At 36.9% G+C, this 26,257-nt stretch carries 26 protein-coding genes; 12 read left to right on the forward strand and 14 right to left on the reverse strand.

Going from position 1 to position 26,257, the window contains the following annotated elements:
* Positions 1-25 precede the first annotated feature (25 nt).
* The 4 genes from ODE14_RS05825 to gndA all read right to left on the reverse strand — a co-directional run bounded on the left by ODE14_RS05825 (position 26) and on the right by gndA (position 4,463).
* Positions 26-490, reverse strand: coding sequence for a hypothetical protein (locus tag ODE14_RS05825; protein ID WP_263603322.1), 465 nt, complete (start codon positions 488-490; stop codon positions 26-28).
* A gap of 329 nt (positions 491-819) precedes the next feature.
* Positions 820-1,533: a 6-phosphogluconolactonase gene (gene pgl, locus ODE14_RS05830; RefSeq protein ID WP_263603323.1), complete on the reverse strand. Its 714-nt coding sequence runs from the start codon at positions 1,531-1,533 to the stop codon at positions 820-822.
* 17 nt (positions 1,534-1,550) lie between these two features.
* Positions 1,551-3,032 (reverse strand): glucose-6-phosphate dehydrogenase, encoded by a 1,482-nt coding sequence (gene zwf / locus ODE14_RS05835; RefSeq protein WP_263603324.1) that lies wholly within the window; start codon positions 3,030-3,032, stop codon positions 1,551-1,553.
* A 12-nt stretch (positions 3,033-3,044) separates the two neighbouring features.
* The gene (gene gndA, locus ODE14_RS05840; protein ID WP_263603325.1) at positions 3,045-4,463 is read right to left on the reverse strand and encodes an NADP-dependent phosphogluconate dehydrogenase; all 1,419 of its coding nucleotides are present in this window, start codon (positions 4,461-4,463) and stop codon (positions 3,045-3,047) included.
* A 316-nt stretch (positions 4,464-4,779) separates the two neighbouring features.
* On the opposite strand from gndA, the gene ODE14_RS05845 reads away from it, so the two are divergent.
* From ODE14_RS05845 to ODE14_RS05860, 4 genes are all read left to right on the forward strand, one after another.
* A complete protein-coding gene (locus ODE14_RS05845; protein ID WP_263603326.1) occupies positions 4,780-7,356 on the forward strand; it encodes a phosphatidylglycerol lysyltransferase domain-containing protein in 2,577 nt (858 codons plus the stop codon).
* The gene (locus tag ODE14_RS05850; protein WP_263603327.1) at positions 7,353-8,042 is read left to right on the forward strand and encodes a virulence factor; all 690 of its coding nucleotides are present in this window, start codon (positions 7,353-7,355) and stop codon (positions 8,040-8,042) included. Before ODE14_RS05845 ends, ODE14_RS05850 begins: the two co-directional genes overlap by 4 nt.
* 130 nt (positions 8,043-8,172) lie before the next feature.
* The gene (locus ODE14_RS05855; RefSeq protein WP_263603328.1) at positions 8,173-10,503 is read left to right on the forward strand and encodes a TonB-dependent receptor; all 2,331 of its coding nucleotides are present in this window, start codon (positions 8,173-8,175) and stop codon (positions 10,501-10,503) included.
* A gap of 2 nt (positions 10,504-10,505) precedes the next feature.
* Entirely contained in the window at positions 10,506-11,312 is an 807-nt protein-coding gene (locus ODE14_RS05860) for a DUF4249 domain-containing protein (RefSeq protein ID WP_263603329.1), read from the forward strand.
* A gap of 53 nt (positions 11,313-11,365) precedes the next feature.
* Here ODE14_RS05860 and ODE14_RS05865 read toward each other — a convergent pair whose 3' ends face one another.
* Together ODE14_RS05865 and ODE14_RS05870 are read right to left on the reverse strand one after the other, a co-directional pair.
* Complete coding sequence (locus ODE14_RS05865; RefSeq protein ID WP_072883217.1) at positions 11,366-11,740, reverse strand: DUF6876 family protein; 375 nt, start codon at positions 11,738-11,740, stop codon at positions 11,366-11,368.
* Between the two features lie 28 nt (positions 11,741-11,768).
* Positions 11,769-12,203, reverse strand: a complete 435-nt coding sequence (locus ODE14_RS05870; protein WP_263603330.1) for a DUF6876 family protein — start codon at positions 12,201-12,203, stop codon at positions 11,769-11,771.
* Between the two features lie 71 nt (positions 12,204-12,274).
* Here ODE14_RS05870 and ODE14_RS05875 point away from each other — a divergent pair, with 71 nt between their 5' ends.
* A complete protein-coding gene (locus tag ODE14_RS05875; RefSeq protein ID WP_248392866.1) occupies positions 12,275-12,739 on the forward strand; it encodes a hypothetical protein in 465 nt (154 codons plus the stop codon).
* Between the two features lies 1 nt (position 12,740).
* Here ODE14_RS05875 and ODE14_RS05880 read toward each other — a convergent pair whose 3' ends face one another.
* From ODE14_RS05880 to ODE14_RS05890, 3 genes are read right to left on the reverse strand one after another with little or no spacing between them, the layout of a single operon-like run.
* Entirely contained in the window at positions 12,741-12,998 is a 258-nt protein-coding gene (locus tag ODE14_RS05880; protein WP_072883220.1) for a hypothetical protein, read from the reverse strand.
* Complete coding sequence (locus tag ODE14_RS05885) at positions 12,991-13,554, reverse strand: hypothetical protein (protein ID WP_263603331.1); 564 nt, start codon at positions 13,552-13,554, stop codon at positions 12,991-12,993. The genes ODE14_RS05880 and ODE14_RS05885 overlap by 8 nt, the downstream gene beginning before the upstream one ends.
* Positions 13,457-13,741, reverse strand: a complete 285-nt coding sequence (locus tag ODE14_RS05890; protein WP_263603332.1) for a hypothetical protein — start codon at positions 13,739-13,741, stop codon at positions 13,457-13,459. Before ODE14_RS05890 ends, ODE14_RS05885 begins: the two co-directional genes overlap by 98 nt.
* A gap of 568 nt (positions 13,742-14,309) precedes the next feature.
* Between ODE14_RS05890 and ODE14_RS05895 the strand changes: the two genes are divergently transcribed.
* The 7 genes from ODE14_RS05895 to ODE14_RS05925 all read left to right on the forward strand — a co-directional run bounded on the left by ODE14_RS05895 (position 14,310) and on the right by ODE14_RS05925 (position 21,300).
* Positions 14,310-15,218 carry a universal stress protein gene (locus ODE14_RS05895; RefSeq protein WP_263603333.1) on the forward strand — a complete coding sequence of 303 codons (909 nt, stop codon included), beginning with the start codon at positions 14,310-14,312 and terminating at the stop codon, positions 15,216-15,218.
* Positions 15,219-15,226: 8 nt separating this feature from the next.
* Positions 15,227-15,673, forward strand: a complete 447-nt coding sequence (locus ODE14_RS05900) for a GNAT family N-acetyltransferase (protein WP_263603334.1) — start codon at positions 15,227-15,229, stop codon at positions 15,671-15,673.
* Position 15,674: 1 nt separating this feature from the next.
* Entirely contained in the window at positions 15,675-16,787 is a 1,113-nt protein-coding gene (locus ODE14_RS05905) for an alanine/ornithine racemase family PLP-dependent enzyme (protein ID WP_263603335.1), read from the forward strand.
* A gap of 45 nt (positions 16,788-16,832) precedes the next feature.
* Complete coding sequence (locus ODE14_RS05910) at positions 16,833-17,714, forward strand: helix-turn-helix domain-containing protein (RefSeq protein WP_263603336.1); 882 nt, start codon at positions 16,833-16,835, stop codon at positions 17,712-17,714.
* A 107-nt stretch (positions 17,715-17,821) separates the two neighbouring features.
* A complete protein-coding gene (locus ODE14_RS05915) occupies positions 17,822-18,103 on the forward strand; it encodes a hypothetical protein (RefSeq protein WP_248392858.1) in 282 nt (93 codons plus the stop codon).
* 170 nt (positions 18,104-18,273) lie between these two features.
* The gene (locus ODE14_RS05920) at positions 18,274-19,404 is read left to right on the forward strand and encodes a serine hydrolase domain-containing protein (RefSeq protein ID WP_263603337.1); all 1,131 of its coding nucleotides are present in this window, start codon (positions 18,274-18,276) and stop codon (positions 19,402-19,404) included.
* Between the two features lie 132 nt (positions 19,405-19,536).
* A complete protein-coding gene (locus tag ODE14_RS05925) occupies positions 19,537-21,300 on the forward strand; it encodes an FAD/NAD(P)-binding protein (protein WP_263603338.1) in 1,764 nt (587 codons plus the stop codon).
* A 60-nt stretch (positions 21,301-21,360) separates the two neighbouring features.
* Here the strand turns inward: ODE14_RS05925 and ODE14_RS05930 are convergent, their stop codons facing one another.
* The 5 genes from ODE14_RS05930 to ODE14_RS05950 all read right to left on the reverse strand — a co-directional run bounded on the left by ODE14_RS05930 (position 21,361) and on the right by ODE14_RS05950 (position 26,180).
* Positions 21,361-21,627, reverse strand: coding sequence for a hypothetical protein (locus ODE14_RS05930; protein ID WP_263603339.1), 267 nt, complete (start codon positions 21,625-21,627; stop codon positions 21,361-21,363).
* A gap of 6 nt (positions 21,628-21,633) precedes the next feature.
* A complete protein-coding gene (locus ODE14_RS05935; protein ID WP_263603340.1) occupies positions 21,634-22,995 on the reverse strand; it encodes a S41 family peptidase in 1,362 nt (453 codons plus the stop codon).
* A 10-nt stretch (positions 22,996-23,005) separates the two neighbouring features.
* Positions 23,006-23,746 (reverse strand): hypothetical protein, encoded by a 741-nt coding sequence (locus ODE14_RS05940; RefSeq protein WP_263603341.1) that lies wholly within the window; start codon positions 23,744-23,746, stop codon positions 23,006-23,008.
* Between the two features lie 134 nt (positions 23,747-23,880).
* A complete protein-coding gene (locus ODE14_RS05945; protein ID WP_248392842.1) occupies positions 23,881-24,810 on the reverse strand; it encodes a T9SS type A sorting domain-containing protein in 930 nt (309 codons plus the stop codon).
* 68 nt (positions 24,811-24,878) lie between these two features.
* The gene (locus tag ODE14_RS05950; RefSeq protein WP_248392841.1) at positions 24,879-26,180 is read right to left on the reverse strand and encodes a hypothetical protein; all 1,302 of its coding nucleotides are present in this window, start codon (positions 26,178-26,180) and stop codon (positions 24,879-24,881) included.
* Positions 26,181-26,257: the final 77 nt, after the last annotated feature.

The following is a 26,257-nucleotide window of genomic DNA, read 5'->3' on the forward strand; positions in this document are numbered from 1 at the left end:
AAGTTCGATTTTGTAAATTAGAATATTATTTTTCCAGCTTTTTTACATTGTCGCTCATCCAGGTGACAAATTCTTCCTTTTGTTTTTCTTGTTCCGAACCATAGCTCAGGTATCCTACTTTAACCGAATTGATTGTAAAGTCATTTCCTAAAAGACCTCCTTTTTTTAATGCTTCCTCAGTTTTTTCCTTTGATGTAACTGCAAAAACCATTTTTGTATAATTGTCATTTTTTTTCGGACTTCCTTGTGCTGCAGAATCTCCCTGATATTCTACCATGAAATCAACTGTTAAATCTTCCAGCCCCAGTTGCGCTTTTGCAACTTCGTCTCCGATCTTTGTTTCTCCGATCTGTACTTTGCTCAATTCTATTGGTTTCAAGGTTTTCAGGCTGTAAAACTTTTGTGAATTGTCAATGATTCCTTCGAGCGTACCCCCCCATAAAGTGATGTTAGCATGTGCTATGAATATACTTTTTGATTCGTCTGCCATGTTTCGTTTTTTTTAGTTATTAATTATTTGAATATTTTAAAAGATTATTTCTTAATTGTAAGCGTATAACAGAACTTTTATCACATCAAAATAAGGACATGATAGAATTGCCGGTTAATTAAAGCTTTAATGAATTGCTGCACGAATATGCATCGAAATTGAGTGTTTCATAAGGGTTATTTTCTAGTTTTCATACAAAACTATGCATTTTTTTAAATCGGACAATATGAAATCTGTATTATCTTAATAATTAATCAATTTATAATATACTTATAATAAAAAAATCCTGCAGATTATTCTGCAGGACCAAATGATATATTTTACGATTTCTATTTTCCCATTGCGTTATGATCTGTAAAGAACATAAAATTTTCCTTTTTTTCAATAAGCTGCATAGGATATAATTCCGGGTTATATTCTCCGTTCAGGATTTCGTTCAATGCATGTTTTTTAGATTCACCGAATGCAACGGCCAGTATATTTTCCGCCTTGTTGATAATAGGTGCAGTCAGGGTAATTCTATACATTTCCTGTGGTTTTAAATAATATGCAGAAACCCATTTTTCTTTTTCATTAAGAATTTCTTCTCCCGGAAACAGCGACGCGGTGTGACCATCATCCCCCATTCCAAGAAGGATAAAATCGAAAACGCCCTCATTTCCGAGTACATTTCGGATGTAGGATTCATATTCCTGAGCATATTCTTCAGGAAGGGTGTGATCTTTATACATCGGAAAAATATGATCATCAGGAACCGGAACCTTATCCAGCAGCGTTTCAAAGGTCATTCTTGCATTACTTTTATCATCATGTAAAGGAACCCATCTTTCATCAACCCAGAAAAAATAGATTTTACTCCAGTCAATCTTTTCTGCATATTGCTGTGTTGCGAGCAATTTGAATATGGCTTTTGGTGAAGAGCCACCGCTTAAAGCAATGGTAAAACGTCCTTTTTCGTGTATTGATTTTTCGGAAAGATCCTTAAAAATATCGGCTGCTTCCGTATACAATGTATCTAAATCATCAAATATTCTGATATTCATTTTTTCTTTATTTAAAGTTACCACCACTTGTCTCCCTGTCTTTCCACCAGCGTGAAGCTTTCATCAGGACCCCAGCTTCCGGCTTTATAATTCGGAAAAGAAGCGTCTTTACTGTTTTCCCAGGCTTCCTGAATTGTTTTCACAACATCCCATGCTTCTTCCACCTGATCGGAACGCATGAATAAAGTAAGGTCTCCCAACAATGCATCAAGCAGTAATGTTTCATATGCTTCTGGAGTATCTTCCTGACACACGAAATAATCGAAGATCATTTCTACCGGCTCAAGCGACAGGGTAAGTCCTGGCTTTTTGGCCATGAACTGCAGCCTGATATCCATCAGCGGCTGAATATTGATAACCAACCTGTTAGCCGCAAGATGATGTTGCGTATCTGAAAAAGTGGAATTCGGGAGCGGTTTAAACTGAATGGTAATATAAGAATGCTTTTCTTTCATTTTTTTACCAGTACGTACATAAAAAGGAACACCCTGCCAACGTTCATTATCAAGATAGAATTTTACCGCTGCAAAAGTTTCTGTGTTGGAATCCGGTGCAATTCCGTTTTCCTGGCGGTAGCCTTTGGCTTCAAAACCATTGATTTTATTTCTTCCATACTGACCTCTCACAGCGTAATGATCCACCTTATCGGCGGGAATTCTTCGGATTGACTTCAGGACGTCAACTTTACGGTCTCTTATTTCTCCGGATTCCAGTGTTGCAGGCGGTTCCATGGCCACCATGCAGAGAATCTGCAGCAAATGGTTCTGGATCATATCACGGAGTGCCCCGGTCTGTTCGTAGAAGCTTCCTCTTGTCTCTACGCCTACTTCTTCTGCTACGGTAATCTGTATTGATTCTATATGTTTGTGATCCCATAAAGGTTCAAAAATAGAATTTCCGAATCTGAAAGCCAGAATATTCTGTACTGTTTCTTTACCCAGATAATGATCAATTCTATAAATCTGCTCTTCTTCAAAAGCTTCGGAGAGAAGATTATTCAGCTCAATGGCCGATTGTTTATCGTGTCCGAAAGGTTTTTCAATAATAATCCTGTCTTTTTTAGGATCGGAAGCAAGCTCACTTTTTTTAATGTGATTGGAAATGGTGGAGATAAAATTTGGTCCGATGGACAAATAGAATAACCGGTTGGCCCTGGTTCCGTAGATCGTGTCGAAGTTTTTTAACTTCTTTTGTAAATCTGCATAAGAATCTTCCTGGTCAAGCTGATGTCTGAAATAGGTAATATGCGCCTGAAATCCTGCCCAGTCTTCCTGAGTCAGTTTTTTCCTTGAGAAATTCTCAAGATTTTCTTTTACATAATTTTTAAAATCTTCATCCGTATTTTCTGCCCTGCCCAAAGCAAGTATATTGAATCCTTTAGGCATTCTTCCGTCAATATATAAATTATAAAATGCCGGAAATAATTTTCTTTTTGCAAGATCGCCTGTAGCACCAAAGATGATAACAGTAGTCGGCCTCAGGCTTTTATTTTCATTCATTTTCCCGAAATTTTATTGATTTGTACTGTTCCAGATTGTGTGAAAGATCCCTTCTCTGTCAATTCTTTGGTAAGTGTGCGCGCCGAAGTAATCCCTTTGTGCCTGGATAAGATTTACCGGCAATGATTTTGTGGTATACGCATCAAAATATCCCAGAGCTGTCTGAATGCCAAGACTTGAAATTCCGTTTGAAACCGCAAATGCAGCAGTTTTTCGAAGGGACTTTATTTTAGATTTCACCAATTCTGAAATCTCATTATCCAGTAAAATATTCGTTAATTGAGGATTTTCCGTATAAGCGGAATAGAATTTTTCAAGAAGCAGCGACCGGATGATGCAACCGCCTCTCCAAATTTTCACAACATCTTTTAAAGGAATTCCGAAGTCATACTCTTCAGAGGCTTTGATGAGTAAAGCTAATCCCTGCACATAGCTGATAAGAGTGGAAAGGTAAAGTGCCTCTCCAACTTCACGGATGAAAAGTTCTTTATCTTCAGGAGTGTTAATTTCTTTTTCGGCATACAGCTCTGAAGCCTGAATTCTTTCATCTTTATAGGCGGATAAAATTCTTGATGTTACCGCAATATCAATAGTCGGGATAGAAACGCCTATTTCCATGGCCTGTTCCGAGGTCCATTTTCCCGTTCCTTTTGCGCCGGCTTTATCCAGGATCTGATCAAGAAGATCATGATCGGTAAATTCGTCTTTCTGTTTAAAAATATCTCTGGTGATTTCGATGAGAAATGAATTCATTTCACCATTATTCCAATCTCTGAATACTTCATACAATTCATTATTGGAAAGGTTTGCTCCTCTTTTTAGAAGATCGTACGCTTCACTGATGAGCTGCATAATGGCATATTCGATACCGTTATGCACCATTTTCACATAGTTTCCGGCAGAACCTTTTCCCATATACGCCGTACAAGCTTCACCGTCAACTTTGGCAGCAATAGCTTCAAGCATAGGCTGAAGAAGGCCGAATGCTTCAGCATCTCCGCCGGGCATAATACTCGGTCCCGTTCTGGCCCCTTTTTCACCACCTGAAACGCCGATTCCCATAAAATGGAGACCTTTGGAAGACATCCCGGAAATACGTCTGTCGGTATCTTTAAAGTAAGAATTCCCGGCATCAATTACAATATCACCTTTGCTGAGTAATGGTGAAATATTGTCCAGAACGGCATCCACCGGTTTTCCTGCAGGAACCATAAGAATGATTTTTCTTGGAGTTTCCAATGTGGCTACAAATTCTTCCAGAGAGCCTGTTCCTTTGATTTGCATTTCCGAAGTTGCGTCGCTGTGCAGCTGTTTTACTTTCTCCTCATCGAGGTCAAAACCTGCTACTGAGAATCCGTTGTCAGCAATGTTGTAGAGAAGATTTCTTCCCATCACTCCGAGACCAACCATCCCATAATTATATCCTTTCATTGTATTGATATTAATATAAATTCTGTTTCCAGAGAATAAAATTACACAAATGCTTATGATGAAAAAAATAAAGTTCAAAAAACTGCTTATTATCAAAATCATTAAAATCATTAAAAAATCAATTAATATCTCAAAACAATGTAAATTATTTAAATAATATTTATTTTATATATCTAAAAACCATTTCTAAAAGCTTTTCATTAATTAATAAATTTTAACAAAAGTCGGATTAGATTTTTTAAATATCAGATTATTAACAGCTGTTTCAACACGGAATTTTAGTATTTTTGAGAAGCTAAATCCAAAATTAACTGATATGAAAAGTTCCAAAATATCAGGAGTCTTCAAACTAATCCGCTGGAAAGAAATTCTTGCCATTGTCATTTTACTTTTGGCATTTGTTTTCTTCAGAAGTGAAAGGCATGAACTTGCTTCTATCGGGCCTCAACTCAAGGAATCAGACCCTGCATGGATTGTCGCCGGAATTTTTTTATCACTTATCTATATTCTTCTCCAGGGTTTAATGTATGTTACCAGCTTTAAAAGTGTTGACCTGTCTATCAGTACTCCTGATGCCATTTCGCTTTTTCTGAAGCGTAATTTTTTAAGTGTTTTTCTGCCGGCCGGAGGAGTAAGCTCTCTGGCTTATCTTCCAAGAAATATAAGAATTCTCGGCTACAAATCTTCAAAAGTGCATCAGGCCAGTGCCATTTATGGTTTTGTAGGTCTTCTTACCGTTGTTATTGTAGGAATTCCCCTACTTTTTTATGCTTTATCAATTCATAAAAATTTTGGTAACAGCTGGATTGGAATTTTTGTGTTAATTGCATCACTTTCCTTATTGTATGCAATCTTTATTTCTTTTAAGAGAAAAAACAGATTCTATCATCTTATCGGACAAAGATTTCCAAAATTGATCAGTTCCTCCGAAGAAATTTTCAGCAGCGAGGTCAACAAGAAAAACTTCTGGTACACCGTTGCGATTTCGGTAATTATAGAATTTTGCGGTGTTTTTCATTTGTTGATTGCAATGTACGCTTTTGGCGTTAAAGATTCTTTCTCCGCCGCAGCAATTTCCTATGTAATTTCTGTATTACTGATGATCATATCTCCTTTTTTAAGAGGACTGGGTGCTGTGGAATTTTCCCTTACTTATATTCTTTCTGTTTTTGGCTATCAGCATTCTGAAGGATTGGGAATCACTCTTCTTTATCGTTTTTTTGAATTTTGGCTGCCGCTTGTTTTTGGAGTTTTAGCTTTTCTGTGGGGTGGCCGGAAATTGTTTGCGCGCCTTCTGCCTGTTATGATGATTTTTTTACTTGGTGTGATCAATATTCTTTCGGTTATTACCCCGGCCTTGGCCAACAGGCTGAATCTTGTAAAAAATTATTTATCATTAGATTTTATTCATCTTTCAAAAATGCTCACCCTTATTGCGGGAGTTCTGCTGTTGGTAACTTCCGCCAATCTCTTTAAGGGAACAAAAAGAGCGTGGTATTTTGCGGTAGGGCTGGCCATCACATCAGTTATTTTCAATATTGCGAAAGCCCTCGACTACGAAGAGGCATTATTTGCACTGTTTACACTTGGTTTATTATTTTACAGCCGTAAAGAATATACTTTCACAACAAGCAGAATGTCACTTCAGCGCGGATTTGAGTGGTTTATAGGAATCTTCACGGCAATCTTTCTATTTAATTATCTTGCATTTTATTTTATCAGTAAGTCTCATTTCGGAATAGATTTTACAAAGGAGCAAGCCCTGTATTATACTTTGCATACTTTTCTTCTTTTTAAAGATTCCGGATTGGTGCCCAAAACAGGATTTGCTAAAGATTTTCAGCAATTAAATTATATCCTGGGAGTTATTTCATGGCTTGTTTTTATCTTTTCATTTTACCGTACCAATACTTATAAGAAGCAGAACAGTTCACAAAATCATGCAGATGCAGAAAGCCTGGTAAAAGAATACGGAGCCTCTTCTCTAGATTATTTTAAACTGACCCGGGATAAGCAGTTTTTCTTTTCCGAAAACAGGGAAGCTTTTTTATCTTACCGGATCGCCAATGGTTTTGCGGTAGTGCTTGAAGATCCCGTATGCGCAGAAGGTAATAAAACAAACAGTATTCTGGAATTTGAAAATTACTGCAGAAATCACAGCCTAAAAACTTCTTATTACCGCGTTGGGGAAAGCAGCCTGATTTATTTCAATCCGCTTCAAAAGCAGAAACTTTTTATTGGTCAGGATGCTATTCTGGATGCCGAAAACTTCAATCTGACAGGTAAAGAAAGAAAGTCAGTAAGAAACGGAATTAATGCTCTTCAGAAATCCGGATATTCAACAGAAATAAAATACGCCCCACACGATGGAAAAACTTTAGATCAGGTGGAGTCTGTTTCGAACGAATGGCTGAAAGAATTCGACAAAAAAGAAATTGTTTTTGCTGAAGGAATGTTTGAACGTGAAGTCGTAAAAAACCAGGACCTTATAACGATATCCGATCCGGAAGGAAAATGTATTGCTTTTCTTAATATAATCCCTTTTTGCGCTCCGGATGAGTGTAGTTATGATATGATCAGGAAAACTGAAAATGCTCCCAATGGCTCTACTGATGCCATGATTGTGAAATTAATAGAATATGCTAAAAGCAAAAACCTCAAATTCATTAATATGGGAATGACGCCAATGGCCGGGATTAAAGAACCCGGTAATACTGCAGAAGAAATAATGAAATTTGCCTATCAGAGAGTCGGAAGTTTTAAGCATTATCAAACCCTGAGAAATTTTAAAGAAAAATATGCCGATCTGTGGGAAAACAAGTATATAATATATGATAATGATTTCGATCTTTTGCAGCTGCCTGCCGTTCTAAATAAAATAATGAAACCATGAAGCAATTCATTACATTAATCTTTAAAATAATCTGTGTATCACTGGTTCTGACCATCGGAGGATGCAAATCTGAATCTGATTTCAGGATTACCGAATGGAATAGTCATTCTGAAAAACCTATTATTTTTTACCTCAGCGGAGATGCCGGTTTTAATACTTTTTCAAAAAGTTTAGGTGAAAACCTGCATCATTTCGGATATGATATTTTTGCCTTGAATACCCAAATTTATTTCTGGGATAAAAAAACACCGGAACAGACTTCCTCCGATATTGAAAAGTATATTAACGAACAGCTGCAGGGAAGAAAAAACCAGCATGTGATCATCATAGGATTTTCATTTGGAGCAGATGTCACACCTTTCGTATATAACAGATTTTCAAATAATTTAAAAAATAAAATTCAGAAAATATTTATTATTGGCCCTTCAAAAAGTAATGATTTTAAAATTCATCTTGAAGAATATTTGGGTCAGGAACCTAAAGGAAGTTTACCCGTTATCCCGGAAATTAATAAAATAACGCAAATTCCGGTAATGGTCGTCCTCAGCGATTTTGAATACACGCATTTTCCTTATCAACAAATTACCCTGAAGAACAATTATCAGATGAAACATATCCCCGGAGATCATCATTATGGTGGCAATACGAAAATGCTGGCTGATTTTATCAATAATCATCTGAAATAATTCATTCTCGACAGATAATTTCTTTTCGCTAAAAATCATGTCTTAAGAGATATGATGACGTCTATAAAAATTGTATTTTTGACCAGTTCAGATTAAAAATATTATTACATCCTCAATCAATTAAACCAAAATGCAGATATTATCCTTTAAAATTGCCACTTCCGCAGCAGCAATTTGTTTCAGTACGGCTGTTTTTGCACAACAAAAATATTCTGTAAGCGGTACTATAAAAGATATTAATAACGGAGAGCTTATGATTGGGGTTACAGTAAAAGTTGCTGAAGACCCTACCATTTCTGTAGTTTCCAACGATTATGGATTTTATTCGCTTTCGCTTCCCAAAGGCACTTATCACCTCATCATTTCAAATCCAGGTTTTAAAGATTTTCAGCAAAATATTACGGTTGAAGATAATATAAAACAGGATCTGCAGCTCGCTCAGGAAGAAGAAAAAGTAGCGAAGATTGAGGAGGTAGTCATCTCGGGAGTTAAAAAGGACAAAAACCTGACTACCGCACAAATGGGAACAGAAACGCTAAGCATCAAAAATATCGAAAAACTGCCTGTTCTTTTTGGCGAAAAAGATATTATGAAAACCATTCAGCTTTTACCGGGTATAAAAAGCAATGGAGAAGGCAGCAGCGGATTCAGCGTTCGTGGCGGAGCAACAGATCAAAACCTTATTCTGCTTGATGAAGCTGCCGTTTACAACGCTTCACATCTTCTTGGTTTTTTCAGTACTTTCAACAGTGATGCCCTGAAGGATGCGAGTATTATCAAGGGAAACAGTCCGGCTCAATATGGCGGCCGCCTGTCTTCTGTACTGGATGTTAAAATGAAGGATGGAAATAATAAAGAATATAATGTGAACGGCGGCCTCGGACTGATCAGCAGCAGACTGAGTGTTGAAGGTCCTATTCAAAAAGAAAAGTCTTCTTTCATTGTTTCCGGAAGAAGAACCTATGCTGATGTATTCTTAAAGGCAACCGATGATTTTAAAGACAGTAAACTTTATTTTTACGATTTAAATTTAAAGGCTAATTACCAGATTAACGAAAACAACAGGCTTTATTTATCAGGATATTTCGGAAGAGATGTTTTGGGATTGGGTGACACTTTTGCAACCGACTGGGGAAATACTACTGCTACCCTGCGTTGGAACAGTATCATCAGCAGCAAATTGTTTTCTAATACCTCTTTTATATTCAGCAATTATAATTATAATGTAAGCTTAAGCAGCAACAATAATACTTTCGGACTTTCTTCCGAAATTGAAGACTGGAATCTGAAGCAGGATTTTACCTGGTTTGCGGGGAATAATCATTCCGTGAAGTTTGGTCTTCAGTCGATTTACCACACCATTACACCAAGCAGCGCATCCGGAACCAGTGTCAGCAGTTTTCCCAGAAATCCGAGACACTCGTGGGAAAATGCTTTTTACATAAATGATGATTATAAAGTAAATGAGAAACTTACCGTGAACTACGGGATAAGGCTTTCCTTATTCAGTGTTTTAGGCGGTGATACTTTCAACACGTATGAAAATGGAGTTCTTACAGATTCGGAATTTCTTGAAAAAGGAAAATTTGGCAAAACCTATATAAATCCGGAACCTAGAATTACAGCCAACTACCGCATCAACGATGTAAGCAGCATAAAAGGAGGGTATTCCAGAAATACGCAGAACCTGCATTTGCTGAGCAACAGTGGAAGCGGAAATCCTACAGACCAATGGATCGGAAGCAGCTATACAGTGAAACCGGAAATCGCAGATCAGGTAAGCATTGGCTACAGCAGAAATTTCAGTAATAATAATTATGAACTTAATACTGAAGTATATTACAAATCTATGCAGAACCAGATCGATTATAAAAACGGGGCACAGATAACCTTCGATACGGCAGCCGATGTAGAGAGTGAGCTTCTTTTCGGTAAAGGAAGAGCATACGGACTTGAAATTATCGCCAAAAAGAAAAGCGGAAAACTTACCGGATGGATTTCCTACACCCTTTCGAAAACGGAAAGAAAAATTGACGGCATTAATGATAATGAATGGTATAACGCAAGAATGGATAAAACGCATGATCTTTCGCTAGTAGCAACGTATCAGCTTAATCCGAAATGGTCTTTTTCCGGATTGTTTCTGTACAGTACCGGTAATGCCGTAACTTTCCCTACAGGAAAATATGAACTGAACGGGCAAACTGTTTTTCAATACAGCAAACGAAACGCAGACCGTATGCCGGCTTATCACAGAATGGATCTGAATGCCACTTATGAACCCGCTTCCAACCGACGCTTTAAGGGATCATGGTCATTCGGGATCTACAATGTTTACGGCCGGGAAAATGCCTATGTAATTAATTTTGAAGATAATCCTGACAGCCCGGGAACAACGAGGGCCGTACAGACATCCCTGTTCAGATGGGTTCCCAATATCACTTATAATTTTAAGTTTTAATCATGAAAAAAATATTTTTAATCATAGCAGCACTTACAATAACCGTTTCATGTGAAAAAGAAATTGATCTTGATCTCGAAAATCAAAGCGGAAAAATTGTAATTGAAGGTAATATTACGGATAAAGCAGGTCCTTATATTGTAAAAATAACAAAATCGGCTTCTTTTACCTCTCTCAATGAGTATCCTGCCGTAGAAGGTGCTCAGGTAACCCTGAGAGACGATGCGGGACATTCTGAAATACTGCAGTACATAGGCGGCGGAAACTATCGGACCTCCGCGATCACCGGTGAGCCGGGAAGAACGTATACCCTGACAGTAAAAGCTGAAGGTAATGAATATGTTGCGCAGAGCACCATGCCCCAGCCGGTTGCTTTTGAAGGCCTTCTGCAGGATTCTTTTGTAGTGGCAGGCGAAACAAGCTATACACTTCTGCCTGTTTTCACGGATCCTCCTGCCTTAGGGAACCGTTACCTTTTCAGTTTCACCGTAAACAATAATCCTAAAAAGTTTTTCTCGGAATTTTCAGACAATGTAAATAATGGTATGCTCAATCAAAGGCCATTGCTGCTTCCTAATGATGACAGTGATCCCGGAGATATAAAAGTTGTGCCCGGAGATATTATTTATGTTGAAATGCAGTGTATCGATAACCAGGTATATACCTTCTACTCTGCTCTTCTTCAGCTTTCCGGCAGTGGTCCCGGTGGCGGAATTACGCCGGCCAATCCGCCGAGTAATATCAGTAATGGCGCGCTGGGATACTTTTCCGCGCATACCTCAGAAAAGTTAAGTGCCGTTATTCAATAACGGCACTTTATTTAATAATAAATTTTGAGTTCAAATCTTAACATTTCCAATGGTTACGCATACATTTTTGATTCAATCGGCAGACAAAGAAGGTTTTTCTTTACCAGCAGGAAGAGGTCATCAAAATAAAAAGGAATAGAGATATCATTTTTTTCAGTAAGAATTATTCCGTCCTCATCGGTACAGTAAAGCCTGAAAACGTTTCCTTCTACTCTTTTAAAATGCCAGTGCTGTGTTTCACAGTTGATTTTTGGCTGTTCTTCCAGAATGATCTCCAGCAGCCAGCTGCAATCTTCTTCGTTGGAAACATCCACAATTCCTTTGGTTAATTTATAACCTTCTTTAAATTCAAACAGTTCTTCTGTTGATGTGTAAGAGTCGTAAAGCGTGTTTACGGAATTTCTTTTTTTGTTTCTTTTAATACTCATGAGATTAGTTAATTAATTATTCTTAGTTTTAGTTCAATTTTGTTTTAATATCATCCATACTTTTGGAAGTATGATTGGCTGTTTCATTTTTGATAAGCTTTACAAATTCATTATATTCTCCCGGCAAGATGAGGTAGCTGCCAATTTTCCATATCGTGATTTCATTAAATAAAAAATCCGGTGATATAAAAGTATTTTCAAAAAGAATACTTCCTGAACTGTCTTTGCATTGGAGCTCATATTCTAACCCTTCTTTTCTCTTCAGCTTCCAGAACTCCACCAGTTGTACACCAGATGCTTTCTGCTGAAAACAGATGATCTGTAAAAGCCATTGGCATTGTGTTTCGCCGGATATTCTGAAAATCCCTTCAGAGAGAAAAAATCCGGATTGGAATTCAATAAAATCTCTTGGCTGTATAAAATGACGGTAATAGTCATTCGCCGATTGCATATAATTTTTCATTTGTATTAATATTCTATAATTTTGTTTTATCTTTGCAAATATAGACTAAATTCCGACTATAAAAAATAATTATGGACAAAATTCAGACCACGAAAGAAAGAATTTTAATTTTTTTAGAGGCAAACAACATTAAAAAGGAAACTTTTTACAGAGAAAGCGGGATTTCGGCATCCAATTTTAAAGGTGCCGGACTGAAGAGTGACCTGGGTGTAGATAAGCTTGCCCGGATTCTAAGAGTCTATCCGGACCTTAATGATAACCTTGTCTGGCTGATCACCGGTGAAGGAGAATTATTAACAGAAGCTGATAAAAACAAAAAAGACCATCGGAATGATGATCTTTATACTAATGAGATTAATGATAAGATTGGAGATCTGCTTGCCAATTTGTTTGCCCAGTATAATACTCAGGACAAAACATTAATGTTTCTGCAAAGCCAGATCAGTAAAATTGAAAAGAAATACAGTAAAGCTATTTCAGAACAAAATAAGATGTTGAACGAAATACTTTCAGCAATGAAAATATCTGCCAAATAAATTAGTTTTTATTAATGATAATCTTTTCTGAACCATAAATAAAACTCTTCGTAGGTACAGACATAACGATATACCCCAGTTCATTGGTAAATACTTCCAGTTCCTCAAGGGTTTTTATAAATCCGTTATTGATTTCTTTCTTTACCAAATTCATTTTTCTTATATATTCCTCCTCAGATATTACCGTATTGTCATAATCTTCCCATAATTTATCCGAGAGAGCAACAAGAATCTTTAATCTATCTCTGTGACTACTCATTTTTTCCTAAACGTTTAAATAATATGGAAGAAAATCTTTCAAGCGTACTGTTATTAAATTTATCAAGCAGATAAATTTTTCTGTAATATCTATCCAGCAGAAACACAAGGACTATAATCACCAACAGCAGGCAAATTATTGCTGCATCCGCAATTGCGGAAATTTTGTTCTGGTTAAAGAACACAAATTTCACATAAGTGCTTAGGTGAAAATACCCCGATATTAAAGCCGCATAAAAAGTAAACCTGTTTGCCCTGAACAATCCGCCCAGCGCCAACAGTATCATACAAACCGGTATCGACAAAAAGTAAATAGCAGAATCCAGATCAAGACTTCTTACACCTGCGTTATTATCCAACTGCACCGTTACATCAGTGAAGTATCCTACTATATTGTTCAGAAAAGGCAATATAGCTGAAATAATAACAAAAACAGAAGCCGTAATCTCAATAATGAGCTTACTTAGGCCTGTCCGGTTTTGTCGGATCAATTGTTTCTCCTGTGTCAGTTCCTGCCTGTTCTGCGGAGATGTCTGCTGGGATTGCTTGTGGTACATCGATAATTTCCTTGCTTTTTGTTGAATCTGTTTTTTTAGCGGTTTCATCTCCTTGTTTGCTTTCAATTTTAAAAGCTTCTGAAGTCTTACTCGTCTTCGGGTATGAATCTCCCTCTTCATACCTATCCGAACAAGCCGCTAAAAGGGATAATAATAAGATTCCGGATAATAATAGTTTTATGTTCATAGTAAAAATAATTTTTAGCACCTAAAGATAAAGCTTTTACCTCTAAATTTAGACATAGTAAAAATATAATAATTACTTCTTATTTCCTATAAGAATATTCATATAATTTTTCCGGATTTTATTATATCACCGCATATTGAATTCAAATTTAGTAAAATATATTCAGATTTAAGAAAATAAATGAAAAAATAAAACTTAAAATTTATTGAATTACAAAGTAATGTACCCGTTTTAAAACAGTGCTGCCACTAATAAAATGCTAAGTAATTTAACGCAGGATCTATTGAAATAATTTTTAAACTATTGACAGTCAAAAATTTAAAAATAATATCTTTTATTCATTAATACAATCCAAAAATCAATTAAAAAAATAACTCCACTTTTAACATACCATATTTAAAAGAGAACTTTTTTTTCCACACAGAACGATTGTCAAATAGTTTCATTTGATAAAACAAATATGAGACCTAATCGAATATAAAAAGTAAAATATACCATAACAACAATAAATCATGACATGTTTTTCTTATGCTTGGCCGTAATTTTGCACTCTTATATCACAATTGATATGGAAAGACACACCAAAATAAAAACAATCTTAGTTGCTATTGATTTTACCCAAAAAACAGATAGCGCAACAATTCTTGCCGTACATATGGCAAAAAGACATAATGCAAGAATCATCCTGTTCCATAATGTAATGAATTTTTTTATCATTGACCGGACAGGCAGGCAGATCGTAGGTGAAGATACAGTTACTAAACAATATGCTGAAGCAGAAAACAGTCTCGAAATGATTAAAAATTCTCTGCAGCAAAACTATAACGACATTACCTTTTTAAAAAGAATCGGGACAGAGACCATTACCAACAGCATCAATAAGATTGTTGAGGAAGAATCTGTAGACATTGTCATTACCGGAACATCCGGAAAACAGGGATTGCGGGAGCTTATCCTTGGGTCGTCTTCTTATCAGATTCTTAAAGGAGTAAACTGTTCGGTTCTGATGATGCCGGAAGATTCCAGACAATTCAAATTTGAGAGAATCCTGGTTCCTGTACGTGTTCTTGAAAAACTTAAAGAAAAAATGGAAATCTCAAAACTTATAGCCGAAAAAAATAAAGGTTTTATCAGTCTTTTCGGAATTTCGGGAGATGAAAATTTTACCAGCATCCGAAAAGCTTTTATAAATATACGGGAATCTCTGAAAGGAAGTGATACGGAACATTATACTTCATTTACTGTGAGCAATGATAAAGCCGTGGAAATATCCAAAGCTTCTAAAGATGCCGAATTTGATCTTATTATTCTAAATTATCAGGATGAAGAAAGCTGGAAATCATTCTTTTCTGAGAATTTTTTCAAGCAGATCATTAATAACACATCCGTTCCGTTGTTGTTTTTTAAAGATGATGACATGCCTGCCCAGGATCCGGAACCGGCGGGTTACGACATTACACTGCCTTTTCCGGGATAATAATAAAGATGATAACAATTAATATATACAACCCAAAAAATTTAACAGAAACAACTGAAATTTCAGCATTAACAGCATTTCTCTTCAAGCACCTCGGCCAGTACGGAGATCCTAAGAAAGATATCAGAAAAGCTATAGAATATGCTTTAGGTATTGAAAATAAACCCGGCGGAACAATTGTCACAGCGGTGGATCAGCAGACCGGAAAACTGAAGGGAGTCTGTGTTGTCAATAAAACCGGAATGAGCGGTTACATTCCCGAAAATATTCTGGTTTACATTGCTACAGACAAAGAATCCAGAGGACTGGGAATTGGAAAAAATATCATGCAGAAAGTTATTGAAACCACAGATGGAGATATCGCTCTTCACTGTGAAAGCGAAAATCCTGCCCGTAACCTTTACGAAAAACTTGGATTCAAAAGCAAATATCTTGAAATGCGATTAAAAAAATAATATGTCTTATATCACTCTAAATACAGAAAAGCTTGCGCAGAATTATGATTTTTTAAATCATCTTTTTGACAGGCATGAAATAGAATGGGCAGTTGTTGCCAAACTTCTCTGCGGAAACGAAATCTTCCTGAAGAGTCTTCTTTCAGTAATAGATACGGATATCTGTGATTCGCGTCTCAGCAATCTGAAAAAAATCAAGGAACTTTCCCCTGAAACCAAAACTGTTTACATAAAACCTCCGGCAAAACGTCTTGCAGCAAGTATTGTAAAATATGCAGATGTAAGTTTCAATTCAGAAATTGAAACCATAAAAGCACTTTCAGAAGAAGCTTTCAAACAAGACAAAATTCACCGTATCGTCATTATGATAGAGATGGGTGAGCTTCGGGAAGGTATTATGGCAGATTCTCTTCCTGATTTTTATGCGGAAGTTTTAAAGTTTCCCAATATTGAAGTTTCAGGAATCGGAACCAACCTCAAATGTCTTAACGGGATTCTTCCGGACCGGGAAAAACTTAATCGTCTTGTGAATTACAGAAGAAACACTGAGAAGATTTTTAAAAAGAAAATTCCATACATCAGTGCAGGTTCATCCGTAACGATTCCTTTGATCAGCAAGGGCAAAGTTCCGGACGGAATCAATCATTTCCGGGTTGGAGAAAGTCTTTTCTTCGGAACCGATGTCTTTAATGATACTTACATTAAAGGAATGCACAAGGATGTTTTTACCCTGACGGCGGAAGTAATTGAAATGATTAAAAAACCCATGGTTCCTACCGGAAGAGTGGGAAAAAATCTTACCGGTGAAAGTCCGGAATACGATGAAAAAGACAGAGATAAGACTTCTGTAAGGGCCATTGTAGATCTTGGCGTTCTTGATATTGATGTGAAGCAGGTATATCCTCTCTCTGAAGGGATTGAAGTGTTGGGAGCAAGCTCAGACATGATGATTCTGAATATCACCGATGATAAAAAAGATTTAAAAGTTGGCGATGAAATCAATTTCGGAGTAAGCTATCTCGCTGTACTGCGTGCTATGAATTCAGATTATGTAGACAAGAAGGTAGTCAATTCATTAAAAATGAAGAAAAAATCCGAAAAGGCAGAAGTTTAATTTTTAAACTTTCGGTATTAAATCAATAAAGGAAAAGCATACATTGTGAAACAGGATATCAAAACACTGCAATTGTATCATCTGGAGAAAGTGCATTATCTGAAAAATGAAGTACTGATTCTCCCTGTTGCTTTGTTATTTGATAAAATGAACGTTAATAAACATTGGCGAAACCGTTTTTATTCTATTTTTCTGTTTAAAGAAGCAAAAGGTTCGGTAATCATTGATGATCATTTGTATGAATTGAAAAAAGACAGTCTGCTCTTCCTTAATTACAACCAGGTATATTATTTTAATCCTTCATTGGTTCCCGAAGGCTATGTGATATTATTTACAAAATCCTTTTACAATCATGTTTATACCGGCAATAAGCTCATCAGAAGCGACACCGCAATGGCGGAAATGCCACAGATGATAGATCTTGGTGCATCATCTGTAGCGGAGTTCTGGCAGCAATTTTATATCATCAGAAAAGAATACGGCAGAAACCGGATGTTTGCAAAAGAAATGATCTGTATGCAGCTTAAGATATTCATATTGAGATGCATAAGAGCTTCTAAAATAATAAAAGAACACAGCCTGCCTGCCGATCATAAAAAAGAAATTGTTGACAGGTTTTCAGAGCTTGTCAATCAGTTTTATAAAGAACTGAAAACAACTGCCCCCTATGCAGAAAAATTAAATCTTAGTCCTAATTATTTAAACATGCTTATTAAGCAACATCTTGCCCTAAGTGCAGGACAGCTTATAAAAAACAGGGTAATTCTGGAAGCAGAAAGGCTGTTGCTCCACACTCATCTATCCGTTACTGAAATTTCTTATGAACTCGGATTTAGCGACAATTCACATTTCGGAAAATATTTTAAGTCTGCCACCAACAAATCTCCCAAAATCTTTCGTACAGAAAATAAAATTCAAAAATCCTGAAATTTTAACATTGTAATCATAAATCATTACAATTTCATCAACCTGCTTTACATACCACAATTATTATTTTTTCTCCAATGTTTTAATACATTAGCAAAAAAATAAAGGTGTCTTATACCATAAAAACAACGAAGGAAGGATTGATTTATATTAAAGCTTCAAGCATTATAGGAGTAAGCAGACCCAACTCGATTGACGGTGCAAAAGTTTCCGGTGGTCCTTTAATTATCAACGCTGATCATGTTACCTTTTTAAGCTTTGATACGGAAAGTAAGGTTACTTATTTTATGATGAACGGTTTTCAGATCTCCATGAAAATTCTATTTCAGGATGCGGAAGAAGCACTCCAATATGCTAAATCGCATGTGGATAAAATTATAAAAGACTGATTTTTTATAATTTCTATATTGAATAATTCTTAAACATCATATTCAGATTCCAAAATATTGTCGGCACAGCCTTTGAATGAAATCAGCAGATGTGTTGTAATTGTAAAACCGGATCATCAGGATATCCACTATAATTACAGCAATCTGAACCGACTTCATCTGAAATCAATATGAAAAAATTTCTGTCTGTATTCATCGCCGTAATATCAGCATTTATTGCTGTAATCTGTCTTTCAGGTTACCATTTTATATTTAAAGTGTTTGCCCTGAATATCAAAAAAGGTCCGATAACGCCATCAAGCGATGATGCAGAAAAGTTTTCTTCCAGAAGCATTCCGAATAAAAATCCCGAGCCCTGGCAAAAATCAACATCGTACAATTCTGCTGCAATTCCGGAAACTATTCTTAAAGAGCTGAAAAAAACAAGAGCCTCATCTCTTATTGTTATCCAAAATAACGAAATCATTCACGAAAAATATTGGAAAGACCACAATTCTTCATCCCTGATGAATTCTTTTTCAATGGCTAAAGGTATTCTTTCATTATTGGTGGGATGTGCCATTGACGACGGTTATCTTCAGTCGGAACATCAGCTTCTTTCATCAATTTTTCCATCCTATAAAAACAATAAATACGGTAAGCATATTACCTTATACCATCTCATGACCATGCAGGCCGGACTGGACTGGAAGGAAGAATACCACCACCCTTTTTCTGAAAATTCAAAACAATATTTTGTTGAAGATCTTGCCCAACAGGCTTTTGAAACTGAATGTAAAGAATTGCCGGGTCAGCATTATGAATATCAAAGCGTTGCTGCACAGCTTCTTGGTCTTGCGTTAAGAAAAGCCACACAAAAAGATCTTGCCACATATCTTTCTGAAAAAATATGGAAACCTCTGGGTATGGAATCTCCCGCAAAATGGAGCATTGATAAAAAAGGTGTAGAAAAAGCATTCTGCTGCATTCATGCCAGATCAAGAGATTTTGCTAAAATTGGTCAGCTGGTGATGCAGAATGGAAGCTGGAAAGGAAAACAAATTATCAGCGAAGAATACTGCAAAAGAATGTTGACACCAACGAAAATAAATGACGCATTTGGCTTTACCATCTGGGCAGATGATGAAGATTCTTTACAATACCGGTTTTTCTACGGCTTTTTAGGCCAGTTTATCATTATGATTCCTGAAAAAAAAATGGTTATTGTAAAAACCGGATTTTACAACAGACTGGAAGTGGATCAAAAGAAACGGCCACTTCAGGTAAAACTTTTCGCCGAAGAATTTTCAAAGATGATCTAGATGATCAGAATCATTTTTTAATTCTATATATACCACATTTTATTAGGTACCCAGGTACTGGCATACGCTTTGGAGTAAGATCATGACTGCAATCATAAACCGGTTCAAAAAAATTTATACAACCGGTTTTCAATGATGCATCAATTACTGCAAAATAGAAGTATAGATATGGAAAAAATCGACAGTATAGGAATTGTCGGGGGCGGACCGGCAGCATTATTTGTTGTCAAACATCTGATCTCCGAAGATATATATCCCCAGACATTATATATTTTTGAAAAAAACACGAGAATAGGCGCAGGAATGCCTTACAGCCAAGAAGGTGCAGCCAAAGAGCATGTAGCTAATGTTTCTGCCAATGAACTTCCTGAGCTTCCCGAAACTTTTTCATCATTTATCCAAAGAAAACCTTATCCGCATCATCCTGATTTCTCAGATTATCGCAATATCAATGAATATAAAGTGATCCCGAGGTTAATATTAGGCGATTATCTGGAAGAACAATTCAAAATACTTCTGAATACTGCCAGAAAAAAAGGTGTTACAGTAAAAGTGTTCACCGAAACGACAGTTATTGATATCCGCAAAAAAGATCATCTTTTTGAAATTATTACAGGTGGGGATGATATCTATGAGTGCTCGGCAACAATTATCTGTACCGGGCATCACTGGCCTAAAAAATTTGAAGGAAATAAAAACGGATGGTACGATTCTCCTTATCCGCCGTCAAAATTTTCTTCGCCAACCAATTACCCGATTGCCATACGCGGAACTTCTCTCACAGCGGTTGATGCTATTAAAACACTTGCGAGAATTAACGGAACATTTAGTGAAAAAGATAATGAGATGACCTATACTTTACATGAAAACAGCAGTAATTTTTCCCTTACCTTATTTTCAAAAAGAGGGTATCTTCCTGCGCTTCGTTTTCATTCTGAGGGAAGTGCTTTTTCAGAGGGATGGATTATGTCTCAGGAAGAAATTTATGAATACAAAGAGAAAAACGGAGGTTTTGTAGATTTAAATTATGTATTTGAACGCAATTTCAAGCAGCCGCTCCGTAAAAAAAATGAAAAATTTTATAATGAAATTAAAGACCTCACCATTGAACAGTTTGTAGAAAAAATGCTGGCTTTGCGTGAGGAACTGGACAGTTTCGAGCTGTTTAAAGCAGAATATTACGAAGCACAAAAATCAATCGAAAGACACCAGACCATCGCCTGGAAAGAAACACTTTCGGCATTCAGCTATGCGATTAATTATCCTGCCAAGCATTTTTCGGCAGAAGATATGATCAGGATGAAAAAAACGCTGCTTCCTCTTATTTCGGTGATTATTGCATCATTACCACAGTCCTCATACAGGGAAATTATTGCTTTATATAATCAGGGGCTCATCAGTCTTGTCAGCGTAGATGATGAAAGCCATGTAGAACCCCATCAGGAAGAAGGTGCAATATATCATTATACCGATCATCATTCAGGAGAGGCAAAATCAGATCATTACAGAATGTATGTTGATGCTGTGGGACAGCAGCCGGTACAATTCAATGATATTCCATTCGAAACACTTCGTGAAGAAGGATTAATCAGTTCCGGATATCTTAAGTTTAAAGATACAAGTACAGGGAAAATGCAGTTTGAAGAAGGCAATAAAAAAATCCTGAAAATCGAACCGGAAAACTATTATCTTCGTGTGGATGGACTGAATATAAACGATTATTTCCAGGCACTTGATTATTACGGAAGGGCAACACAAAATCTTTTTATTATGACCGTGCCATACATTGCAGGACTCAATCCGGATTATTCGGGTCTTGATTTTTGTGATACCGCGGGAAAAAGAGTGGCAACCTGTTTAAAATCAGGGATAATTGCTGACCAAATCGTTTCTTAATTCAGAATATTTAATGATAAATCAATGAGCTCGCATAACGGTGAGCTCTTTTTATGAGTATTATTTCCGTGTCCTTTTTAACTGGCGTATTCTGGGAGTCAGTAATTTTTGTTGTCCCTGATAGAACTCCCGGTATTTTTTTATACTCTTTTCCAGGTTTCTTTTCTTGCTTAAATAATCTTCATACAGCTCATTCAGCTCGATCATCATCTGATGAGCATCTTCCGGATTGATACAGGATTCATGTTTCGAATTCTTGATGAGATCCGAATAATATTTCATTCTTTCGATGAGACTGGTATGGATTTTCGGCTCTATTCCCTGCATTTTTGTTTATTTAAAATTTAACCCTGAAAATCCCGCTGCCGGACTGTCACTCTGAAATAAAACTTTAATTTCATTTTCATCAGCATTCGTATTTCCCTGCTTAGAATAGATTTTATTCAGAACAGATGAAAGTAAAGCTTCAGCAGGATCGCCTAAAGGCATTAACGGTAAATTATTAAATTCATTGACAGCAAATTGCGGACTTATACCATTGATATAACCACCCTCTTCATTGGCATTGAACACTTTATAAATAACAGGATGAAGCTGCCATGTAATTTTTTTCGGTTTTCTTTTATCCTCAATGATAAATCCGGCCATATCTTTTCCTAAAGTAGCCTCTCCTACCTGAATTACTTCCATGTACGGCTTAAGATTATTGATTACAATTTCAGCGGCGGATGCTGTACTTCCCGAAGTCAGCACATACACTCTGTTTAAGCCTAAGGAATGGGCATGCAAAGCATCAAAAGATAGTGCACCGGGATCATAGGCCATTTGCTGGGAAAAGGTTCTGCTGAGTTCACCACCGTTCTTATTACCTTTATAGATAATGAACTTGGAATTCGCTGAAATTCCTGAAGGTATCATTGCACACAGTGCTGCTGCAGAGGAAACAGAACCTCCGTAATTGTAGCGGAGATCTAAAATAAGTTCCTGAATCCCTGATGATTTGAATTCACTGAACTTCTGGTTCAGAGCGGAAGTCATTCCATCCGGAAAATCATACATGTAAAGATAACCGGTTTTTTTACCGTTCTGCTCAAAAATTTTGGAGAGTAGCGGCTGTTCAAGAGAATAACCGTAATATACCGTTACATTTTTTTCATTAATAACAGATCCGTTCTGCCAGTTTCCGACTGTCAGATCAATAACGGTTTTGCTTGAAATGGATTCCGTCAATTGTTTCGCATTGGAAGCAGTAATGGCTTGTCCGTTTATTTTTTTGATCACCATTCCACGTTCCAGGCCTGAGTTGGAAGCAGGAGAATTTTTTAAAACCAGTTTAACTACCGTTACTATTTCACCTCCTGACAACTGCAGGATCGCGTAATCGAAACCGAACAAGTTCCGTACAGATTTCGGATATGTATTGGGATCAGCAGTATTAACAATGAAAGAAAAGCGGTCCTGGGATGATAATAAGCTTTTAAAAAAATCCTTTGTAGAAAGATAATAGTCCGGTTTTGCAGGCATTTGATCTGCCCAGTAATAATACCGGCGCATGCTATCCTGAATCCAGCGGTTGGTATATTCCGTAGTTCCTTCCGGGAAGTCCGGCACGTCATCATCCGTCCGGTTACAAGAAACCGTGAAAGCTGACAACATCATTACCCACAAAAACTGAATTTTAAAAAAATCTTTCATAAATAATTATTTATAAATAATCTGCTACGTCAATATCTCCTTTAATGACCAATACTCCATTTTCCATTTTTTCCTGAAGAACAATCATATTGGCTCCAATATCCTGTTTTAAGGTTGCTTTTATAATAGTAGTTCCTGTGTAAGGTTCCGTAGTTCCAGATTTATACAATTCAAGATAGACAGGAGCGGTAGCACTGAAATAGTTATATATTTTTACACTGGTAAAATCTCTTCTTCCAATGTTGTCAAATTCGGCAAGCACGACGCCATTTTCTCTTTTTAGGACACCTTTCACACTCTGAAGGGAAGATCCTGAAAATTCGCCAAGATTGGGAAAGATAAACTCAAAGCCTACTTTTCCCAAATTCACCTGTGGTTTTACGGCATAGGTCTGCAGGAAAATTCCAGGAAGATTGAAGAAATACAGATTTTTGTAACCCTTGGCATTATTATAATTAATAGAATATGCAACAATCTTGCTTCCTGTCTGATGGTTGTAAATTTCCAATTCGTCGGTTTCCCCGTTATCAAGCACAAAATTGATTTTGGTTTCTATTTTATCCGTATAAGATGTGGCACCATTGATGGAAACGGGCTGGCCATTCAGCCTCATCTGAATAATATCCGGTTTTGAAAATCCTTTCACCGTAACTTCGGCAGGAATCTGATCTTTATCATAAGTTTCCAACGTGCTGTTGTCGGTGCATGAAAAAAATATGGTGAACGCTAAAAATGCTAAAAAGTTTTTCATTTTATTAGTATTGGGTCATTATCAACATTAAAAAAACTGCCCAAAACCGATCTGGCATCGGGCAATTACCTAATTTTAAAATCTAATTGAAAATGTTTACTTGAGTTTTCATGGTTTCCTTGTAAAGGAATCTTTTATTTTTTAATAAACTTCAGTCTTTCCGCTATTTTACCATCGGATACTTCTGCCACATATGTTCCTGAAGATAAAGCTGTAACATTAATGTTTTTTGAATACTTTGACATCAAAACTTTTTGTCCTGACATATTGTAAACGCTTACCACAACCGAATTTTCATTCAATACCGGATTAAGCTTAAGCTGCAAAAATTCGGAAACAGGATTTTCCTTTACTTTCGTAAGTGTTTTTTGTGCTGCTGATTCTTTTGTCCCAAGAACAAATGAGGATGCATAAATTCCTATCTCATCAATATTGATATTCTGAACGTTCAGTCCTGAAGTAATTCTATTTGACCAGAAACCGATATAAATTTTCTTTCCAGCAAAGCTTGAAAGGTTCACTAAACTTTCCGCAGACTGTGTTAAATCTGTAGAAGGCCACGGATTCGCCGTATTTCCGGCGATAATGGTATATGGGCTTGTAATGGTGTTACCGTTTCCGTCTACCGTCATTGCCTGGAAATCTGCAACGGTAGGAACCGGTTTCTGAGGGGTGCTGGTAAAAATCCAAAGATCTCTCCCTACAATAGTATGGGTTGTTCTCTGTCTGCTGATATAGGCTGCAAGAGTGATCGTTCCTGAAGCTCCTGTTAAATCGATTTCAGGCGAAATAATCCAGTCATTCTCCGTAGAAAAATTGGCAGCTGTACCAGTAGGCACAAGATTAATGGAATATCTTAAAACCCCTGAAGCACCATATGTAAGAGCCGTTCCGTTGTAGTAAATATTATTTCCCTGCTGCCATTGGTTGCTGTTTCCATTTCCGTTAAAAAACGTCCATCCCTGAAGATCATCAGGGGTATCAAAAGAATTTACCCATACAGGAATCTGAGAATAAGCCATCAGCGGCAGAAGCAGAATAGAAAATAAAATTGTTTTTTTCATTATGAAAATATTTATCAGATTAAAAAAGCAGGAAACAGCAGCATCTCCACTATTTCCTGCATTGAAAGTTATTCTACGATTGAGAAATCATATTTAGTCCAGGAAGCAAAGAAATTTCCGCAGTTTCTTGATCCAAGATCAACAGTACCTGAGTTGAAGAACGGCTGAGGCATACCTCCGTTAAGTGTGGTTGCCGTACCTCCGGAAACAGTAAGTGCAGACTTTGTAGATCCTACTAATGAAGCAAAATTGAAAGTATACCCATAAGCCTGTACATTCGTAAAATTAAGATCAGAAAGGTTCACAGGAGCACCGCTTACCGTTTCCAATAGTACCCCAACAGGATAGCCCGTTACCGTAGCATTGTTTAATGTTAATTTTCCATTTCTTCTCACGTGAATTGCATTTTCATACAAAGCTCCGAATGAAGAAGTACCCGCTCCTACAATCGTAAGATTGTTGATTACCGGATGCGTAAATGGTGAAGCAGAAGAACCAGTTCCGTCGTTATCAAGCTCAATACCATTAGAATCAGGATTAGAACCACTAAGACTGTGCGTAGAATTTTGATCTGCCAATGCCAGAGCACAGTCAATTGTTCCGCTGTATCCGAAATCGAAATCGAAGTTATCATCATCCGATGCAAAAGAAATAAGATTTGATGCATTTACAGTACCTCCGAAGAATTCGAAAGAATCGTCTCTACCGTAAGCAACCTGGATGTGATCCAAAGTAGTACCGCTTCCAACTCCTCCTAAAGTTAATCCGTTGATTTCGTTTCCTGAATTAGGAGCAAGAAGATCGTACCCTGCAAATTCGATACGGGCGTACTTCAGAATTCCGCTGTTGTCTGAAGCATTAGAGCCTCCGTACTGGTAATCTGCTCCGGATAACCCTTCGATTACCGTAGTGGTCGGTTTGTTGGTAGGTGCAGCTCCCAGCATGATTACCCCTCCAAAATCTCCAGGCTTAGCGGTTGTGCTTTCGTCTCCATCCAATAAGTTGTAGCTTGTGAAAACAATTGGCTGAGAAGAAGTTCCCTGAGCATCAAGCCTGCTTCCTCTTGAAATTACCAATACTCCGGTGGCCGTATTGGCAGCAGTTGGCTTTGCTTTAATAAATGTTCCCGGCTGAATGGTAAGTACCGCTCCGTTTTTCACGGTTACAATACCATCAAGCTCAACAACTCCGCTCCATGTAGTATTTGATGTAATGGCTCCGCTTACTGTGGTAACAGGAAGTGAAGAAGCTGTTAAATATTCTGCAGAAGCAGACTGCATTTCGAACGGTGTCGTAGCATCTGCTAAAGTTTCATGCTGACAAGCTGTAAGAGATAAAGCTGTAACTGCGATTAAAGTTAATTTTCTCATTGTTAAAGTTTTTGAATGATCAAGCCTTTTATCTAAGTTTTTCCAGACCTGATGTTTTTAAATATTTAGAAATACCC

It is taken from the genome of Chryseobacterium sp. PET-29 (assembly GCF_025736815.1).
Lineage (GTDB): Bacteria > Bacteroidota > Bacteroidia > Flavobacteriales > Weeksellaceae > Chryseobacterium > Chryseobacterium nepalense.

Excerpts from the sequence above, each read along its gene's own strand:
- ODE14_RS05825 (WP_263603322.1), bottom strand. The coding sequence starts at position 490 with ATGGCAGACGAATCAAAAAGTATATTCATAGCACATGCTAACATCACT.
- pgl (WP_263603323.1), bottom strand. The coding sequence starts at position 1,533 with ATGAATATCAGAATATTTGATGATTTAGATACATTGTATACGGAAGCA.
- zwf (WP_263603324.1), bottom strand. The coding sequence starts at position 3,032 with ATGAATGAAAATAAAAGCCTGAGGCCGACTACTGTTATCATCTTTGGT.
- gndA (WP_263603325.1), bottom strand. The coding sequence starts at position 4,463 with ATGAAAGGATATAATTATGGGATGGTTGGTCTCGGAGTGATGGGAAGA.
- ODE14_RS05845 (WP_263603326.1), top strand. The coding sequence starts at position 4,780 with ATGAAAAGTTCCAAAATATCAGGAGTCTTCAAACTAATCCGCTGGAAA.
- ODE14_RS05850 (WP_263603327.1), top strand. The coding sequence starts at position 7,353 with ATGAAGCAATTCATTACATTAATCTTTAAAATAATCTGTGTATCACTG.
- ODE14_RS05855 (WP_263603328.1), top strand. The coding sequence starts at position 8,173 with ATGCAGATATTATCCTTTAAAATTGCCACTTCCGCAGCAGCAATTTGT.
- ODE14_RS05860 (WP_263603329.1), top strand. The coding sequence starts at position 10,506 with ATGAAAAAAATATTTTTAATCATAGCAGCACTTACAATAACCGTTTCA.
- ODE14_RS05865 (WP_072883217.1), bottom strand. The coding sequence starts at position 11,740 with ATGAGTATTAAAAGAAACAAAAAAAGAAATTCCGTAAACACGCTTTAC.
- ODE14_RS05870 (WP_263603330.1), bottom strand. The coding sequence starts at position 12,203 with ATGAAAAATTATATGCAATCGGCGAATGACTATTACCGTCATTTTATA.
- ODE14_RS05875 (WP_248392866.1), top strand. The coding sequence starts at position 12,275 with ATGGACAAAATTCAGACCACGAAAGAAAGAATTTTAATTTTTTTAGAG.
- ODE14_RS05880 (WP_072883220.1), bottom strand. The coding sequence starts at position 12,998 with ATGAGTAGTCACAGAGATAGATTAAAGATTCTTGTTGCTCTCTCGGAT.
- ODE14_RS05885 (WP_263603331.1), bottom strand. The coding sequence starts at position 13,554 with ATGTACCACAAGCAATCCCAGCAGACATCTCCGCAGAACAGGCAGGAA.
- ODE14_RS05890 (WP_263603332.1), bottom strand. The coding sequence starts at position 13,741 with ATGAACATAAAACTATTATTATCCGGAATCTTATTATTATCCCTTTTA.
- ODE14_RS05895 (WP_263603333.1), top strand. The coding sequence starts at position 14,310 with ATGGAAAGACACACCAAAATAAAAACAATCTTAGTTGCTATTGATTTT.
- ODE14_RS05900 (WP_263603334.1), top strand. The coding sequence starts at position 15,227 with ATGATAACAATTAATATATACAACCCAAAAAATTTAACAGAAACAACT.
- ODE14_RS05905 (WP_263603335.1), top strand. The coding sequence starts at position 15,675 with ATGTCTTATATCACTCTAAATACAGAAAAGCTTGCGCAGAATTATGAT.
- ODE14_RS05920 (WP_263603337.1), top strand. The coding sequence starts at position 18,274 with ATGAAAAAATTTCTGTCTGTATTCATCGCCGTAATATCAGCATTTATT.
- ODE14_RS05925 (WP_263603338.1), top strand. The coding sequence starts at position 19,537 with ATGATGCATCAATTACTGCAAAATAGAAGTATAGATATGGAAAAAATC.
- ODE14_RS05930 (WP_263603339.1), bottom strand. The coding sequence starts at position 21,627 with ATGCAGGGAATAGAGCCGAAAATCCATACCAGTCTCATCGAAAGAATG.
- ODE14_RS05935 (WP_263603340.1), bottom strand. The coding sequence starts at position 22,995 with ATGAAAGATTTTTTTAAAATTCAGTTTTTGTGGGTAATGATGTTGTCA.
- ODE14_RS05940 (WP_263603341.1), bottom strand. The coding sequence starts at position 23,746 with ATGAAAAACTTTTTAGCATTTTTAGCGTTCACCATATTTTTTTCATGC.
- ODE14_RS05945 (WP_248392842.1), bottom strand. The coding sequence starts at position 24,810 with ATGAAAAAAACAATTTTATTTTCTATTCTGCTTCTGCCGCTGATGGCT.
- ODE14_RS05950 (WP_248392841.1), bottom strand. The coding sequence starts at position 26,180 with ATGAGAAAATTAACTTTAATCGCAGTTACAGCTTTATCTCTTACAGCT.